This window comes from Ruegeria sp. BG5, assembly GCF_056538425.1.
The window spans coordinates 778,006-794,407 of the sequence record NZ_JBQFTC010000001.1 but is presented as its reverse complement, the minus strand read 5'-3'; the positions used below and the strand labels follow the sequence as shown (position 1 = coordinate 794,407).

At 60.8% G+C, this 16,402-nt stretch carries 11 protein-coding genes; 5 read left to right on the top strand and 6 right to left on the bottom strand.

The genetic code is table 11. From position 1 onward, the window contains the following. Positions 1 to 34: 34 nt before the first annotated feature. Together ACR0KX_RS03640 and ACR0KX_RS03635 are read left to right on the top strand one after the other, a co-directional pair. On the top strand, positions 35 to 916 hold the full coding sequence (locus ACR0KX_RS03640; protein ID WP_170622552.1) for a LysR family transcriptional regulator: 882 nt from the start codon (positions 35 to 37) through the stop codon (positions 914 to 916). 89 nt (positions 917 to 1,005) lie between these two features. Continuing rightward, positions 1,006 to 1,653, top strand: coding sequence for a GntR family transcriptional regulator (locus tag ACR0KX_RS03635; protein WP_170622551.1), 648 nt, complete (start codon positions 1,006 to 1,008; stop codon positions 1,651 to 1,653). Between the two features lie 91 nt (positions 1,654 to 1,744). On the opposite strand, the gene ACR0KX_RS03630 is transcribed toward ACR0KX_RS03635, so the two are convergent. Beyond that, positions 1,745 to 3,109 carry an FAD-dependent oxidoreductase gene (locus ACR0KX_RS03630; protein ID WP_170622550.1) on the bottom strand — a complete coding sequence of 455 codons (1,365 nt, stop codon included), beginning with the start codon at positions 3,107 to 3,109 and terminating at the stop codon, positions 1,745 to 1,747. 154 nt (positions 3,110 to 3,263) lie between these two features. On the opposite strand from ACR0KX_RS03630, the gene ACR0KX_RS03625 reads away from it, so the two are divergent. Continuing rightward, the gene (locus tag ACR0KX_RS03625) at positions 3,264 to 4,406 is read left to right on the top strand and encodes a mandelate racemase/muconate lactonizing enzyme family protein (protein WP_170622549.1); all 1,143 of its coding nucleotides are present in this window, start codon (positions 3,264 to 3,266) and stop codon (positions 4,404 to 4,406) included. A gap of 270 nt (positions 4,407 to 4,676) precedes the next feature. Here ACR0KX_RS03625 and ACR0KX_RS03620 read toward each other — a convergent pair whose 3' ends face one another. Beyond that, positions 4,677 to 6,161 (bottom strand): caspase family protein, encoded by a 1,485-nt coding sequence (locus ACR0KX_RS03620; protein ID WP_480707873.1) that lies wholly within the window; start codon positions 6,159 to 6,161, stop codon positions 4,677 to 4,679. Positions 6,162 to 6,312: 151 nt separating this feature from the next. Here ACR0KX_RS03620 and ACR0KX_RS03615 point away from each other — a divergent pair, with 151 nt between their 5' ends. Further along, positions 6,313 to 7,368 (top strand): OmpA family protein, encoded by a 1,056-nt coding sequence (locus ACR0KX_RS03615; protein ID WP_170630601.1) that lies wholly within the window; start codon positions 6,313 to 6,315, stop codon positions 7,366 to 7,368. Between the two features lie 29 nt (positions 7,369 to 7,397). Here ACR0KX_RS03615 and ACR0KX_RS03610 read toward each other — a convergent pair whose 3' ends face one another. From ACR0KX_RS03610 to ACR0KX_RS03595, 4 genes are all read right to left on the bottom strand, one after another. Next, positions 7,398 to 9,329 carry a caspase family protein gene (locus ACR0KX_RS03610; RefSeq protein WP_480707871.1) on the bottom strand — a complete coding sequence of 644 codons (1,932 nt, stop codon included), beginning with the start codon at positions 9,327 to 9,329 and terminating at the stop codon, positions 7,398 to 7,400. A gap of 19 nt (positions 9,330 to 9,348) precedes the next feature. Continuing rightward, on the bottom strand, positions 9,349 to 12,855 hold the full coding sequence (locus ACR0KX_RS03605; protein ID WP_480707869.1) for a two-partner secretion domain-containing protein: 3,507 nt from the start codon (positions 12,853 to 12,855) through the stop codon (positions 9,349 to 9,351). A 13-nt stretch (positions 12,856 to 12,868) separates the two neighbouring features. Further along, a complete protein-coding gene (locus ACR0KX_RS03600; protein ID WP_170622544.1) occupies positions 12,869 to 14,584 on the bottom strand; it encodes a ShlB/FhaC/HecB family hemolysin secretion/activation protein in 1,716 nt (571 codons plus the stop codon). A 203-nt stretch (positions 14,585 to 14,787) separates the two neighbouring features. Next, complete coding sequence (locus ACR0KX_RS03595; RefSeq protein WP_480707867.1) at positions 14,788 to 15,627, bottom strand: M15 family metallopeptidase; 840 nt, start codon at positions 15,625 to 15,627, stop codon at positions 14,788 to 14,790. 166 nt (positions 15,628 to 15,793) lie between these two features. Between ACR0KX_RS03595 and ACR0KX_RS03590 the strand changes: the two genes are divergently transcribed. After that, entirely contained in the window at positions 15,794 to 16,369 is a 576-nt protein-coding gene (locus ACR0KX_RS03590) for an OmpA family protein (RefSeq protein WP_170622542.1), read from the top strand. Positions 16,370 to 16,402: the final 33 nt, after the last annotated feature.

The following is a 16,402-nucleotide window of genomic DNA, read 5'->3' as shown; positions in this document are numbered from 1 at the left end:
TATACTATTAGAAAAATTAATGGAGTGATCGCGAATGATCGACCCGGCCTCGGGCCTTCCCCCGCTGACATGGCTGCGCGCCTTTGAAGAAAGCGCCCGTCATCTGAACTTCACCCGCGCCGCCAATGAACTTGGGCTGACGCAATCAGCGGTCAGCCAGCATGTGCGAAACCTCGAAGCTTATCTGGGCCGGGACTTATTTATCCGCAAAACCAGAGTGTTAGAGCTGACCGAGGATGGCGCGAACTATCTGCCCAGCATCCGCGAGGCCTTTGCCCTGATCGCCAGCGGGACCCGCGCCTTTACCGGCTCTCCCAGCGGCGAGATCGTGCGCGTGCAGTGCAACATGGCGTTTTCCGTCTTCTGGCTGACCCCGCGCCTGCACCGGCTTTATGCGCGCTATCCGTGGCTTGTTCTCGATATTGTGACCCCGATCTGGGACCCCGAGCGCCACGCATCACAGGCGGCGATGGAAATCCGGTTTGGACGGCCCGAGGAAATGCTCGAGTCCGCCGAACGCTTGTCCACCGACAATTTCTTTCCGGTCTGCACACCCGGCTATCAAGGCGGAAACATAGACCTGAATACCGCGGTTCTGTTCGATTGTGCCGGAACAACCGGAACATGGGATGCCTGGAGCAAGGCCAGCAACATCCCGTTCAGCAGATCCGGAAATGTCAATCTGGCCTCGACCTACGTGATTTCGATCACGGCGGCGCTCAACAATGCCGGGATGGCAATGGCCCATGATACGTTGGTGTCCGATCTGCTGGCAAAGGGGCAGTTGGTCCGGCCATTCGAGGCGTCGGTCAAACAGGTCGAAGGGTATTACCTGTTCCCTCCGTCCCCGCATGCGATGACCCCAGCGCGCGAGACTTTCCTGAACTGGCTGCGCGAGGAAACTGAAAAGCCATGACTGCACGCCTTGGGACTCTGAACTGGCAGAAGAGGACGGCTTGGCATAATAAGGGCTGACCCTGATATATGAATTGATCGGAGTTTGGTGTGACAGATACGGAAAAGGCGTATGAAGCGCTGGAGGCGATGGTGGTTATCGGCCAGCTGACCCCCGGCGGCCTGTATACCGAACGCGAATTGGGCGAGATGTTGAACCTTGGGCGCACTCCGGTCCGCGAGGCGCTGCAGAAGCTGGCACATGAAGGTATGCTCGAGGTTCAGTCGCGCCGCGGCATTCAGGTTCCGCAGATCAGCGCGGGCGATCAGCTCAAACTGCTGAAGGTCCGCCGCGCGGTCGAGGCAATCTGTGTCGAATCCGCCTGTGACAACGCCTCGGACCATCAGCGCAAGGAACTGGCCGCGCTGGCCGACGACCTGCCCCGCATGGCGCAAAATGTGGAAAACCGGACCGATTTCCTGAAAACCCTGCGCACGGCGCATGAAGCACTGACGGATGCAGCCGAAAACCCCTATCTGATCCGCGCGATGCGCCCGGTTCAGGGCCTGTCGCGACGGTTTTGGTTCTTCAACGCGACCTTTGACGATTATCAGAAGGCCGCCGGTCTGCACGCCGCGATATTGCGCGCCGTCAGCTCTGGCGACCGGGCGGCAGCCTGCGCCGCATCACATGCGCTGATCGATTACCTTGAAGAATTTGCCAGGGCGACCATCGACCTGCGCCCTGCCATGGGCTGATCGCGGTACGCCTTGGTCAGCCGCCGTCCGGAATGCTTTGGCGCCAAACGACGGCCCCAAGGCGCATTCCGGGACGGCACCGAAGGCGCGGTTACAGGCGCGCGCCTTCGTGGTTCAGAAGGGTGCGGATATCGGCGCCCTTGATGTCGCGGATGGCGATACCTTCGTTGATCGACAGATCGGTCGCCAGCGCGGCAGCGTGGCCATAGCCAAAGCACTGCGCGGTCACACGGGCCGAGGCTAGCGCCTCATGCTCGGCCGACAGGCAGCGGCCCGCGACGATGATGTTTTCGCCCTGCACCGGCACCAGCGTGCCATAGGGGATTTCGTAGGCGTCATCGAACAGCCATTCGACCTTGGGCTTGGTGCCGGAATGCAACTCGATCGGCCATGGCGAAGCGGCGATGGCGTCGGGCGATTTGCCCCGGCCCAGCACATCGTCATTGGTCAGGGTGGCGATGCCGGTCACGGTACGGGTCTGGCGGATGCCGATCTCGACCCCGGTGTCGTTGACATAGCCCTCTTCGCAGCCCGGAATGTGCTGACGCAGGAAGTTCGCGTATTCGCGCACCTGCAGGCGGGCGACCAACTCGCCCTCGGAATGGTCAACCGGGTTGGTCACATCCAGATCGCGCCCGTCAAAGCCCAGAATGCGGGTGGCGTTCACCATCAGCTCGCCCGGACGGGTGGTCGGGAAAATCCAGATCTTCTTGCGCGGCAGGCGCTTGCCTTCGTTGTCGGCGGCGATCAGCTTGTCGATCACCTTTTGCGGGCTGATCGTATCCTCGCCCCAATAGTCACAGAACCGATCCACGTCGATGCCGCCCATACGGAAGATCATGGTCGGGTTCTGGATCGCGCCATTGTTGCCCTTGGTGGTGGCAAAACCGGCGCGGTGGATCACGTCACCATCCCCCGAGGCGTCGATGATCCGCTTGGCCCGCACCTGCGCCAGCCCGGATTTCGAATTCACGATGACGCCGCCAAACGCATCACCTTCCATCAACACGCCGACGACCTGCGAGTGATACAGGATCTGAACCCCCGCCTCGCGCAGGAAACCGTCGGCAACCTCGCGCCAGACCAGCGGGTCGTGGGTGACGGTGAAGGTCTTGCCATAGCGTTGCGGCCCGCTGACGCCATTGCGGCTTTCCAGCGCGGCGCGGAATTTCTCGGCCCAGCCAAAGACCACCTGCTCGGGCGCGGCCTTTTCGTTTTCGGTCGACAGGAACATGCCGCAAATCGTACCGGACAGGCCTGCCACGGCCCCGCCGCCACAGAACCCATAGCGTTCGATCACCAGAACCGAGCGCCCCTTGCGCCCCAGCGTTTCAGCAGCCGCAACACCGGCGGCCCCACCGCCCACGACAACAACATCGACATCGGCGAACACGGGAAGAGTGCTGCCCGCGCTGTCCTTATAGGTGCTCTGCCACTGCGATTCAAAGCTGGCCATCTGCGGTCTCCTCTACAACTGACTGCCATTTGGGCGGTGATCGATTTTTGGCGCATTAATTGATATATCTATTGATCGTCAATAGTCTTTGACATAGTTGAGTAGAGCGTAGCAACGCAACTCAACCTCAACCCCCGCATCCGAGGGCGCGCAAATGACTGAAATGACAGAAGATCGTTTTGGTAAGATCGAAAGAATCCAGGTCTACGTGGTCAAGACCGGAATCCCCAAATTCTCATGGTCGCCGACCATGCCCGCACTGCTGACGACCAATACAATCGCCAGAATCACCACCTCGGACGGGTATGAGGGCGCGGGCGGTGTGTTTTCCTGCACCGAACATGATTTCGACCGCGCCGTGGCCGAAGGGATGCGACCGCTGCTCAAAGGGCTGCTGGGCCGTGCGGCGCTGCGCCGCGAGGACATCTGGAAATGGATGCAACTGCGCCGCCTGTCGATCCCCAACACCTCGATCGCCGGGCTGGACATCGCCATGTGGGATCTGGCCGCGAAACGGGCGGACATGCCGCTCTATATGTTCCTCGGCGGCGCGCGCGACCGGGTCAAGGCCTATGCCTCGACCCAGGTTTTCGACGGGCCCGAGCCTTATGTCGATCTGATTGACGAGCTGCGCGAACAGGGTTTTGGCGCGTTCAAATTCCACTACAAGTGCGAGCCCAACGCCGATATCGACATGATGCGCGCCGTCCACGCCGCCCATGGCGACAAGGGGCTGGATTTCATGTTCGACGCCGACGCCTACTACAGCCACAAGGGCGCGCTGAAAGTGGCCCGCGCGATGCATGAGATGGGCTATGTCTGGCTCGAAGCGCCCTTTCCCGATCACGATCTGGACGGCTATCGCGAGCTGCGCCGCCGCACCGAACTGCCGATCCTGCCGGGCGGCAACACCATCGTCGACCTGCCCAACATCGCCCACGCCATGCGGCATGATTGCTGGGACGGGGTGCGCATCGACGCCACCACCGCGGGCGGCATCACGCCGTCGCGCAAGGTCATGGCGCTGGCCGAGGCCAACAATTTCAACGTCGAGTTCCAAAGCTGGGGTTGCGCCCTGTCGATGGCGGCAAACCTGCATCTGATGCTGGCCTATGACAATTGCGACTATTTCGAAATGCCGGTGCCCTATGCCGATTTCCAGGTCGACGCGCTTGGCCGGATCGAGGTTGACGCTGACGGCTACATCAACGCCTCGGGCGGTGCCGGGCTGGGTCTTGAGATCGACTGGGACGAGGTCGAAGAGATGTCGATCTGCAAGATCGAGGTCCATAGCTGAGCGTTAGCAACCGAGACGTCGGCTTGCTGCGAAATCCATTGCGGCAAGCCTTTCTCAAAAACCATCCAGCGGCCAGTCGCGCCCAGACGGCCATCCGTCGGGGCGAAGGATGCAAGCGTCATAAAGCGCTCCTTTCGCGCACGGGCTGATAGGCGGGCTGAGTTCGTAAAGGCCGGGCGTGATTCCGAAGGATCTGACTGAGCTGTGGGTTGTACGACCAATTTACCCAGGATTTGCAAATGGTGATTTTAGGGCGCAATCCAAGGACGCTCAGCCCTGGCACCCGTCAATGGCCCAACGGCGCAGATTGACCTTCAGCCCGCCGCCGAACGGATGCTGTTTGGCCACGTTGCCTGCTGCCGGACGTTTGACATAGGTCTGCGCCTGTTCGCACAGCGCGTCAGCGGTCCATTGGTGGCAGTTCGAACAGTTCTGGTTCTTCCACAGTTCATCCGGCAGCCCCTCGATGGGCGGGAATTGCGGTGAGCCTGCGACCAGCTCTTCAATCGTTTTGCCGCGCACATGCGAGTTTCCGAAGGTCAGGACCGACTGCATCGTCACCGCAGCCGAGGCGTCGATGGTGCCGGTGGTCTGGGTGTCGGGGGCCTTCGCGTTGGGCTCGGCCTTGCGGGTCATCGTCTCGCCCTGCAACTGCAGCGCCGCCAGCCGTTCGATGGCCTGATCCGAAAACGCGCCGTCCGGGAAGCTGTGCAAATAGACCTCGTAGGAATGAATCGAATCGTCCACCTGCGCCAATTCGAACATCAGACGGTCGGTTTCATTGGCATCGGCCACTTTGGGCTTTGCCTTGGGGGTCGGGGGCGTCAGGGCGGTGCCGAAGGATTCGGCCAGTACAACCTGCAACAGATCGCTGGCCTTGTCGGCGTGGACGCTTTCGGGAAAGCTGCGCATGAACAGCATGATCCGCACCGGATCGCGCGAGTTCACGGCCTGCTGCCACTGTTCCTCTTCGCTTTGCTGAGATTGAACGATCCGGGTTTCAGTCTCCAGCGAAAACGCGAAATCCTGCGTCAGGGACGAGGTATCCCATGGCGTCTGCAAGCCGCGCGTCTGGTCCAGAACCTCGACCCGGACCTTCTTGAACAGCTGCTCAATCGCCATGCCGGGCGTTTCGATATGTTTGGCCAGGCTCAGGGTAAAGGGACTGTTGCCCGTCTCACCATCCAGCGCGACACCGCCGGGATCGGTCGCATAGGCCAGAAAGGTGCCGGTGGGCGCCTTCATCTCGGCCAGACCATTGTCGTCCATATCGGCCAGATCTTCGAACGGGTTATTCCGGCAAGCGTCCAGAATCACGATGTTTGTCTTGTTGTTGGCCGAGGCCATCTGATGCAGGACCGAGCGCGCCTCGACCGCCATCAGGTCCAGATCCGCCGGGTCGTCCAGCGACACGTCCACCGGCAGCAGATAGTTCGACCCGAAGGACTGCACGCCATGGCCTGCGTAATAAAACAGACCGACCGCATCCTCACCACCGCGCCGCAGATCGCGCCCGAACTGGGAAATGGCGCGCTTCATATCGATCTGATTGCTGTCGGACAGGTGCCGGACCTCGAACCCCAGCCCTTCCAGCTTTTCGGCCATCAGACGCGCGTCGTTGACCGGGTTGTCCAGCGCAGAGACCGAACCATAGGCGGAATTGCCGACCACCAGCGCAATGCGCGGCTCGGCCATGGCCGTTGCCGCCCACGTCATCGCGAAGATCGCAATCAGTATTCTGCACAGTCCAAGCACGTCTGGTTCCTTGATCCTAATATTCGGCCCTTGCCCGTGATCCGCGGGCATCATTTGACCCGGAAATCCCTTACAAACCTTTTTGGGCTTTCTTATGGCCACGCCCTGCCATATCCCGAAAAAGGTATCAAGAATAGGAAGAGGTTCACACATGCCGCATTCAACCCTGATGCGACTCGTTTCTGCGATAGCCGGGGTGCTGATCGCACAATCCGCGTGGGCACAAAACGTGGATCCGTTCGAACACGGCTGGAAACTGGATGCCGCAGCCTCGGAACTGCAATTCCTGTCGGTGAAAAAGAACTCGGTCGCCGAAAATTCCGGGTTTGCCACATTGTCGGGCGTGATCGGCCCGGACGGGGCGGCGGATATCCGGGTGCAGATGGACAGTGTCGATACCAAGATCGACCTGCGCAACGTGCGGATGCGGTTTCTGTTTTTCGAGACCTTCAACTTCCCCGAGGCCGTGATCACCGCCCAATTGCCGCCCGAACAACTGGTCGATCTGCATCAGTCCCGCCACAAGATCATCGACCTGCCCTATCGGCTGACCCTGCATGGCGTGACCAAAGACAGCGTGGCGCAGGTGGCGATCACTCTGGTCGATAATGACCGGGTGGCGGTGGCGAACACGACGCCGATTGCCATCGCCCTGCCCGATTTCAATCTGGAAGAAGGCCGTGGCAAGCTGCAAGAGGCTGCTGGCGTCGATATCCTGCCCTTTGGCTTTGTCAGCTTTGGCTTTGTCTTCGACCGCGCCAAGGCGGGCACACCGCCGCAACTGGAACTTGTGTCGGCAACGCCGGGTGCGGCCGCGCTGGAAACCAAGGGCGATCTGGACCGTACCGCCTGTGAGGGCCGGATGGAAATCCTGTCGCGCACCGGCAATATCTATTTCAACTCGGGCAGTGCGCGGCTGAAAACCGACTCGATCCCGCTGTTGACCAATCTCTATGACATCGTGGATCGCTGCCCCGAGCTGAAGATCGAAATCGGCGGTCATACGGACAGTGACGGATCGGATGCGGACAACCTGGCCCTCAGCGAGCGTCGCGCCCGTGCGGTGAACACCTACCTTGTCGAAAAAGGCATCGCGCCCGAGCGTCTGGTGACAGTGGGCTATGGCGAAACCCGTCCCGTGGTCTCGAATGACACGGCAGAGGGCAAACGCCGCAACCGCCGGATCGAGTTTGTTCCGGTGAACTGATCCCGCCTTTGCCGGGCGGGGCTTGGCGCTTAGTTCGCGGCCAGAATGACCGGGTCGAACCCGCCACTGCGCCATTGGCGCAGGGCCTCGACAAAGTTCGGCCCCGGTACGCCGTCAATGGTGCTGTTGTAATAGCCAGCGGTCTGCAGGAATTTCTGCACCTCCATCATCGTGTCGCGCGACCACTGGTCCGAGGCGAGCGAGAGCTGATCGAGGATCGCGCCGTTATCCTCAGCCGCACCGCGCAGCAGCATGCGCGCGGCCTCCTGCGGATCGCGCGGGATGCCGCGTCCTTCGTCCAGCAGAATGGCGGCGGCCAGATAGCCCTGATATTCGCCATTCTGGGCCGCCTTCTGGAAATAACCAAGCGCTTGCGCAGGCACGCCTGCCGCCCCATCCTGCGCCAGAACGCCCAGATTGAAAGTGGCCTTGGCCGAACCTCCGTCAGCGGCCTGCTGCAACAGGGAAATGGCGCGCGCCTCGTCCTTGGGCACGATCTGACCTTCGAACAAGGTGACCGCCAGGTTGATCATGGCATCGAAACTGCCCCCGGCGGCGGCCCGTTCATACAGGTCCAGCGCGCGGGTCATGTCCTGCGGCACGCCGGTGCCGCTTTCATGCAGTTGCGCCAGCGAGACCATGGCCCGCAAGTCGCCCTCATCCGCGGCTTGCTTATACAGGGTCACGGCCCGGTCAACATCCCCGGCGGCAATCGTGGCTCGCGCCAGCAGGGCGACGTAATGCGACAACTCCGGGGATTGCGCGGCAGCGGCGCTGCATGCCTGAATCGCGGTCAGGGCGTTTTCCTGCAAACGGGTGAAGGGCACACCGGGAATGCTGGCGGTGCGATCCCGTGGATGGGTCGCCAGACGCTCGCAAATCCCGCCCGGCGTGCTGTCTTCTGGGCGCGGAACGGATGCAATCAGCCTCCGGGCCTGATCGACATGAACCCCATCGGGGTATTGTTCCAGATAAAATTCCAGCAAGGGCCGCATCCGGCTGCGTTGCGCCAACTTCCAGAGGCGTTCGGCCTGTTCATCCTCTTCTTCGACCGACAGCGCGCGGGTCTGAGGACCCGCCTGCCCGGCCCGGTCCAGAAACGCCACAACCTCATTCACATGCGCGCCTTGCGGGTAGCGGTCCACATAGAGCTGCATCAGCGACGGCTCCTGCGAGTTCGCCGCCACTTGCCACAACAGCGTCTCTTCCGATGCTGTCACCGGGCTGTTGTCAAAGCGGAACTGCCGCGTCAGCGACGAGTTGTCCCACGGAATCTGCCGACCCCCGGTCGAGGTCAGCACATCCTTGCGGACCGAGATCAGCAGGTCCGAGATATCCTGCCCTGGCGTGTAGATATGGCTCAGCAATGCTTCGGTGAAAAAGCTGTTCCGGCCGGTGCCGTCAAAGGCCACATTGTCGGGCTGCGTGGCGTAGGCGAACAGGAAATCCGCTGCGCTGCCGACGCGGGCCAGACCGTTATCGACGCTGATCCCGGCATCCTCGAACGGGTTGTCGCGGCAGGCATCCAGAAACACCAGGCGAATACCGTCGGACCTTTCCATCCGGGTCACGAATTCTTCCATCGCAACGGTCTGTTCAGGGATGTCCGACGCGCTGGTCAGGTTGGCATCGACCGGAACCAGATAGTTCCGCCCCCCCACCTGAAACCCGTGCCCGGCATAGAAAAACAGCGAAACATCCGAATCCGCCGCTGTCGCGCCATAGGATTCCGCCAGCGACAGCATCTCATCCCGTGTCAGGTCCATCCCCAGAAACACGTCAAACCCCAACCCTTCCAGCGCAAGGGTCAGGTCCGAGGCATCGTTGATCGGGTTGTCCAGCGGACTGACAGACGCATAGTCCGAATTGCCGATCACAAGGGCCACGCGTTTATCGGCCAGCGCCATGCAGGCACTGATCAGCGTCACCAGAAAGGCCGCACAAAGACGGATCACGAACATAGGCTATGCCTCCGAAGGATTACAGACCGATGGCGCGGCTCAGGCCGATTTCGGCTTGTCCAACGGCCGCCACGATCGACTCTACCTGCTGGTTCTGGACGCTGACAAGTTCCGGATCGGTCGCTCGTATCAATGTGATCGCCTTGCGAATTTCGCGCTGCGCCTGACGGATCTGGCGGCGGGCTTCCTGCACCGCCTCGCGGCGGATCGCGGCGCGTTCCTCGGCGGTGGTTGCAAGTGCCAGACGGCGGTTGGCATCATTACCGGCTTCGCGAATACCGGCGCTGGCGCCGCGAATGATGTCGCCCACGGATTCCAGCCCCGGCGGCAGACCGCTGACAATCGCATCCAGATCCGAGGCGTAGTCGTCCATCGCCTCGGCCAGACAGGCCAGATAGGCGCTGACATCGGCCCCTTGCGAGGCACAGGCCGACAGCGTGGCGTCAAAATCCTGCGAGGCATTGTCGACAGTACCAAGCGCGGTTTCAGCCTCGGTAACCGTGGTTGTGACCGTGCCACCACTGCCACCGCCGGTAATTGTCGTGTCCACAGTCGGCGTGATCTTGATCGTCGGCGTCGGCGGGATGGTGACGATGGTAGTTCCGCCCCCGATCACAGCCGTACCGGGCAAGGCCGCCACCGTATAGACCTGCCCCCCGGAACTGGTCAGCGACGAGGTGTTCAGCGTAAAGGTCGTGGTCCCGGGCGACGTGCTGGCGAAGGTCGGCGATCCAAAGATCGGCGATGTGTTCAGACTGTCCGAAGCCGGGCCAAAGCGATAAACCGACGGGCCGCCTGCCACGGTACCGGTAGCCGATGCGCTGCCGGTTTGCCCCTGCGCCACGACCAGCGGGTTGGGGATGGCAAAGACCACCGGCGACGTGGTGTAGTTCGCCGGGTTCGTGCTGCCGGTGCCCGGTGCCCAGACATTGGCAAAATCCCAGCCCTGTGCCGAGGCGCGGTTGTAGAAGCTTTGGGTATTTTGCAACTGCGCGGTGGTCAGGCCCGTGCCCCCGGCGCTGGAACTTTGACCTGAGGTCTGGGTGTTCCAGAAGGACGCGCTGACCGACCCGGAATTGCTGCCGACCAACCCGCCAAACGTCGGGGTGTTTATTCCTGAAAAACCAAGACTACCGGTTGAGTACGTGCGGTTAATCGTTCCGCCGACATTCCTGCCGACCAACCCGCCCAATGTCGCTGTAAAGGTCTGCACATCTGTCAGATTGACGCCAAATACATCCGAGGTTGAGTAAGAATCGGTAATCGAGCCCGAGTTCACCCCGACCAGTCCCCCCATAGCATGTCCGCCGGCGGTTGTGCCCAGAACCGCACCCGAGCTGTTGGACCGGATGATCGAGCCCGAGTTGTCTCCGACAAGACCGCCCGCAACAACAAAGTCTGATTCAATTGTAAAGACACTCACAGAGGCAGTAGAAAAGCTGTCGATGATGGTCCCGGTATTGAACCCGGCAATACCGCCTGCCTCAAAATCGGTGCTGGTATAGCTGCCGGACACCATGACGCCGGAAATCGTGCCGTTGTTTGATCCCGCCAGAATGCCGCCCTCGGCCGAGGTGACATCGGCATTGGTAACGCTCAGGTTGCGAACGGTGCCGTTCAGATCACCAAAAATGCCACCAAAGGCAAATGCATCGTCGATGAACAGGCTATCAATCGCAAATCGGTTGCCGTCGAGCGTGCCGTCGAAGTCCATCGGCTCAAACCCTCGCGTCCAGCTTGAGGTCACCGAAGCGTCAATATTGTTTGCCAGCTCAAAGTTCTGACTGGATCCACCCAGCCCCTGCAATCCGTAAATATCGGTCAGCCGGTACGGGTTGCCAGCCGTCCCTGCCCCGCCAAGAACCCGCAGGAACGTGCCGCCGGATTCGATGGTGAAATCTGCGGCAAAGAAGGATGGCAGGGTGCTGGAAATTTGCTGCCACGATCCGTTCAGCAAGGTGAATGCGCCCACATTCACGATGCCCCCTGCCCCGGTGGTGATCGTGCCCACTGCATCGATGATCAAGCCACCATTTGTGGTGATCGCGCCGTTCAGGACGACGTTGTTGTCCGCAAGCAGCGTCAGATCGAAACCGGACGTCCAGTCGATATCCGCGTTGATCGTGATGTTGCCGACATCCGGGCCCGTCCCGGACGTATCCAGCGTCACGTCTCCATTCGCAAGGTTTGCCTCAAGCGTTGCTACGTCGATGGTGCCGGGAACCGTGATGTTCGTCGGGTCCAGCAACAGGTGTCCGACCGTTCCCTTTGGTGCGCGCAGATCGGCAAGCCCGCGATAGACCAGATCCTGCTTGCCCGACACTTCGGCAAAACCGCCATTGCCGCCCTGCGCCCCACCACGGGCCGAGATATTGCCGTGGAACTCGGTCAGAACGTCCGACCAGATGATGATCTCACCGCCATTGCCGCGGTTGCCGCCGTCCGAGATGATCCGGGTGTCGCCATCCACATAGGTCGAATGGGCCGTCTGCAATCCAACGCCGCCCTGATAGTTTCCGCCGACGCGAATGTTGCCGCCCTCGCCATTACCTGACCCGCTGGCCTTAAGCGTCGCACCACGCAGTGCAATCGCCTCACCCGTGATGGTGATCGATCCGCCATCCTGACCGCGCGCCACCGGGCGGGGCGAACTGGCCACAAGGGTCTTGGCCGAGGTATCGATGCGACCGCTGACCTCAACCGCGCCGCCGCTGCCGCCCAGCACCACCGCGCCGGACACACCGCCGACCGTGCGCGCCTCGATCACGCCGGACATGTTGATCACCTGCCGCGCCGCATTGCGCGCGCTTGCTGCCTTGAGGTGGACGATCCCGCCATCCGCCTCGATCCGGCCCGAGTTGGACACCAGCGCCTCCATCGAGGCATCGTCGCTGTTCGACGGCACCGCAACCTGCAGGAATCCGTCGCCCGACACGTCCAGAGTGACCTTTTCACCGGCCCCAAGACCCACCTTGCCCAAAGGCACACGGATCAGGCCCGAATTGGACACTTTGCCCCCAATCAGCGCCGCATAGCCGCCGGGCACGACCGAGATCGTTCCGGCATTCTCGACCGCAACCGAGTTGCCGTTGCCCTTATACCGGTAACGTCCGTTGAGGAAGTCGTCATCCGAGATATTCAGGGTCGAGGCCACAAAGCCCGCCGTGTTCACATGCCCGTTCGGACCGATGAAAATGCCATTCGGATTGACCAAATGCACCTGACCGTTGGCGTTCAGTTGTCCGTGGATCTGACTGGTGGTGTCGCCCGTGACCCGGTTCAGGATCACGCTGTTCTTGCCCGGTTGGTTGATATTGACGGTCGAACCCTTGCCAATAGAGAACCCGTTCCAGTTCACGATGGCCGCGCCACTGTTCTGGTTGATGTTCAGTCGAGTGCCGTTGGGCTGGGTGATGACCACATTCCCGGCAGCCACCGTCCCGCCATTGGGCAGCGATTGCGCCAGCGCGGTGGTGCCCCAAAGAAGGGCCGAGGCCGAGGCCAGTGCAAAAAGCCCGTGTTTCATAGCTGTCGCGCCGTCAGAACCGGCGGCTTGCAACAATGCTGAAGCGGTTTCCGTCTTCCCCCAGATCATCACGTTCACCTCTCCCATATTCAACTCGTACCGATCCGGACCGATAGGCCGAATCCTCAATCGTAAACACGTCAAAACCGACGCCGTAAGAATAAGCCGTTGTTGTGCTTTGCTCAAAAAATGTGGGTTGTTCCACCCCAAGTTCACCATATGCGCCAAATACGTATGGTTTGAAAATAAACGGAAAATCGGCAACCTGAACCTGTTGCGAACGGCCAACCTCACCGCGCAGCACCCAACCATCATCGCCGCGCAGCTCGCCCGCGTCAAATGTGGACAGTTCGTTGCTGCTGGCAATGCTGAATTGTTCCGAGGTCACCAACGGGTCGCCAAAGCTGGTCTGGACGCGGCCATTGACGTTAACCGACCAGTTTGCGTTCAGCGGGCGCTGATACTGCGCCGACAGTACCAGCTTGGTAAATTCGGCACTGGCCCCCTGCCGCGACAAGGGCGTATCGCCCGGCCCGACCGAGGCGCTGGCCCCAAAGGCATCCAGCCCGCGCGACAGCACGGCCCCGGCGGTCAGGAAACCGCCATTGGTCTGGTTCCAGCTGGCATCTACAGTCGCCCGAAGCACGCTGAGATCATCGTCATAAATCGGCAGGTTCAGCGAGCCCACCAGCAAATCCTGTGAATCGCTGACCCGGTCGAAGATCAGTTGCGAAGATACATTCAGTTTCCGCGTCCGGATCCACGGGTAGTACAGCCGCAGCGACAGACGCTGGAACGTGCTTTCATTGGGCAGAAAATCCGAGTCCGGCTGCGCCACGCTGGATGTGACCTCGGCATTGAAGGTCAGCCCGTCATAGCCGATCGGGAACACGGCCCCCGCCGCCGCGATGCGATATTCCGGATCGCTGGAAAAGAACCGGGTTGGAGAGCCGCCGAGATTGAAATAGAAGGTCTCGCCCATTTCCAGCGCGCCATTGACCTCAAGCCCCAGGCTCAGGTTCACCGGGCCGAGCTGATCTGACAGGGTGTTATCGAACCCGTAAGAGCCGGTGATCTGCTTGAACTGGCCATCCAGTGTCAGCACCGTGCCGCCCCGCGCGTCGCCCGCCGACAGGGTCGAGGCCAAACGGATGCCAAACGTATCCCCGGCCAGCAGCAGGGCGCGTTCGATCTGTTGCAGCTTGATGCCACGTTTGCCGATCAGCGGCTTGGTGATCTCAACCACCCGCGCGCGGGCCTGTTCGGGCACTTTCTCGGCGTCGATCCGTTCGATGAATCCGTCGATCACCACGATGCGCAGGGTGCCGCCATCGCGCAGGGTCTGCTGCGGCAGCACAACCCGGCTGAGCACAAAGCCCGCATTGGTATACGCGCCTTCCAACTGGTTGGTGGCGGCAAAAATCTCGGACACGGCGACGCGTTTGCCGGTCAGCCGTTCGACAAAACCGGCATTTGCAGCCTCCATCTGCGGCAAGGCCCCTTCAATCCGGACGCTGCCGACGGTGACAAACAGCCGGTCGGCCCCTTCGGGCGCCGGTGCGCCGGGATCGCGCGCAACCGTAACCGGCCCGGTCCCACGCTGATTCTGCGGCTGAAATGTCGAGGGCGCAAGGTTCGACGCGCTTTGTGCCAGTGCCGTCTCTGCCGCGCCGATAACACAAAGCGCAGCAAGGGCTGCCAGACACACAAACTGTCGGACCCACATCATATTAAAGGTAACCTTTACGCATTTTCCGACCTGCCCCACGCTGTCGTCTGCAAATAGCAAATCCCAATCAGGGGACCAAAGCAAGGTTGAACTCAATCTTCTCTGGCCACCGTTGAATTTGCCCCACAACTTGAACACAGGTATCCGGCAGCCGTCTGTGTCTGACTTCACAATGTGCCGATTTTATTATCGTTTTTTCGAATTCAGAGCAGCCCGGCCTCAACCCATTCTTCGATCTTGTTGCGGCTGACCTCAAAATGCATCGAATCCTCGCGCCCCCAGGCAGCCCCCCAGACCCAGCCTTCATCGCGGAAGAAATCGGCCAGGATGGTCAGGCCCAGCTGGGTTTTGCCATCACCCAGCGTGTCCAGAACACCGTCGATGTTCAGATCGACCGCCAAACCGTAGGCATGCGCCGACGCGGACGAGGTCGCCCCGCGAATGCGCCGTACACACAAGGATCCGGCGGTGTTGATACGGTCATACAGGTCCGGATCCGTGCGCTGAATATTCTCGAACACATTGCGCAGGGAATCGACCGCAGGTTTCAGCATCCGCACCCGCACGGGACCCACCTCTTCCAGCACCAGCAGCTCGTCCAGTCGCGGGTTGGTCATCGACTGGCACTCATCCGTCAGATCCTCGCGCGGCAGACCGAACGTGTCGCGCAGGAAGGACGAATTTGCCAGCTCTAACCCTTTGTTCACGTTGTTGCGGTTGGCGATCAGCACGACCTGCGCGTAAGCGTCTATGATGTCGTTCGGGCTGGACCGGTCAAACCCGTAATCATCAGCGGCCGAATTGTCCTGCGGCACAACGGCCGAGTTGTTTTGCGAACGCGACAGCTCCAGCGACAGGCGTTCGATCTGGTCGCGCATATCCTCGACCTGCTGGCTTAGCATTTCGATCTCGATCCGGGCGCCCGAATCGATGGCGGGGCCTTCGAAATTCTCCTCAAGCGGGACAATCAAAGGGAAAACATACCAGATGATCGGGGCCAGGATGATGGCCACACCCAGAATTATCGCTGGAACGATGCGCATGTCTTTGGATTTTCCTATTTCCGCCGTCTTCTCACCCGAACCTAGAAGCCACCCGTCAGGATGTCACGTCATTGCACCAAAATGAACGCCAGAAGTGTGACTTTCTTCATTGTCGGTTGTCGGGCGCAGGGGTACTCTTTGCGTGAAACAGGTAAGGAATAGGTATATGTCCACGTTTTTTTCGCTGAAATTCATCGGGGCCACGGCTTTTGCCGCCCTGTGCACCACGCAGATCGCGCTGGCGCAATCCAATGATCTGACAGCCGACGAAATCACCGACGCGTTCAACAAGCAAAAGACACGCGGGCTGGTGATCGTGCCCTCGACCGGCGACGACGCCGCAGCAACCGATGATGCCGATACCACCGTCGCTGCCGCGCCGACAGAATACCAGCCGGTTGCCGCCGAAGATCAGGTGAATATCCAGGTCCGGTTCGACTTTGCCTCGGCCGCGCTGCGCGATGATGAAAAGCCCAAGCTGGCCGCCCTGTGCGAAGCGATGAAGGGCGTTGACGTCAACGTCTTCCAGATTATCGGCCACACCGACAGCGCCGGTTCCGCCGAATACAACCAGAACCTGTCGCTGCTGCGCGCCAAAGAGGTCAAGCGTTTCCTCGTCGGCGATTGCGGCATTGCCGATGAACGCCTCGAAGTGCTAGGCGTGGGTGAGGCGGAACCGCTGAACAAGGACAATCCACGCGCCGATGAAAACCGTCGCGTCGAATTTCAGGCCCTCGGCTGATCGCCACACCACCTGACTAACAAGACTGAGGGC

Coding starts and splice junctions, on each gene's coding strand:
- ACR0KX_RS03615 (WP_170630601.1), top strand. CDS start 6,313: ATGCCGCATTCAACCCTGATGCGACTCGTTTCTGCGATAGCCGGGGTG.
- ACR0KX_RS03630 (WP_170622550.1), bottom strand. CDS start 3,109: ATGGCCAGCTTTGAATCGCAGTGGCAGAGCACCTATAAGGACAGCGCG.
- ACR0KX_RS03610 (WP_480707871.1), bottom strand. CDS start 9,329: ATGTTCGTGATCCGTCTTTGTGCGGCCTTTCTGGTGACGCTGATCAGT.
- ACR0KX_RS03605 (WP_480707869.1), bottom strand. CDS start 12,855: ATGAAACACGGGCTTTTTGCACTGGCCTCGGCCTCGGCCCTTCTTTGG.
- ACR0KX_RS03640 (WP_170622552.1), top strand. CDS start 35: ATGATCGACCCGGCCTCGGGCCTTCCCCCGCTGACATGGCTGCGCGCC.
- ACR0KX_RS03595 (WP_480707867.1), bottom strand. CDS start 15,627: ATGCGCATCGTTCCAGCGATAATTCTGGGTGTGGCCATCATCCTGGCC.
- ACR0KX_RS03600 (WP_170622544.1), bottom strand. CDS start 14,584: ATGATGTGGGTCCGACAGTTTGTGTGTCTGGCAGCCCTTGCTGCGCTT.
- ACR0KX_RS03625 (WP_170622549.1), top strand. CDS start 3,264: ATGACTGAAATGACAGAAGATCGTTTTGGTAAGATCGAAAGAATCCAG.
- ACR0KX_RS03590 (WP_170622542.1), top strand. CDS start 15,794: ATGTCCACGTTTTTTTCGCTGAAATTCATCGGGGCCACGGCTTTTGCC.